Annotated in this window: 1 protein-coding gene; it reads right to left on the minus strand. The window is 42.0% G+C overall.

What is annotated here, in order from left to right; all coding sequences use genetic code 11:
• Positions 1–312, minus strand: a 312-nt coding sequence (locus GQ598_RS10985) for an IS30 family transposase (RefSeq protein ID WP_160404147.1), incomplete at both ends; no start/stop codon positions are given.

Consider the following 312-nt stretch of genomic DNA (forward strand, 5'->3'; position numbering starts at 1 on the left):
TTCGGAGGCGGTGCGTTGATTAAGGCGTCCAATGAGTACGAGTCCAGTTTTGCGCTCAACTAACGTCAACAATGCTTGTTTGTCTTTACGGCTAATTATGGTATCGCCCTCCCAATGTCCTTGCGTTTTCCGACTTTCTACATAACTTGGACGTTGTTTAATTGACCGTTTATATCGGCGGTCTCCTTCTTTAGTACTCGGTGCCTTGCAATGCCGATAAGCTTTACCTTTTCGTCTTAGATAAGGTTTGAATTGTTCATAGCGTGCTTTATTTTGATAAAGGTAATTATAGATTGATTGGACGCTGACTTT

This window comes from Gilliamella sp. Pas-s95, assembly GCF_009795795.1.
Lineage (GTDB): Bacteria > Pseudomonadota > Gammaproteobacteria > Enterobacterales > Orbaceae > Gilliamella > Gilliamella bombicola.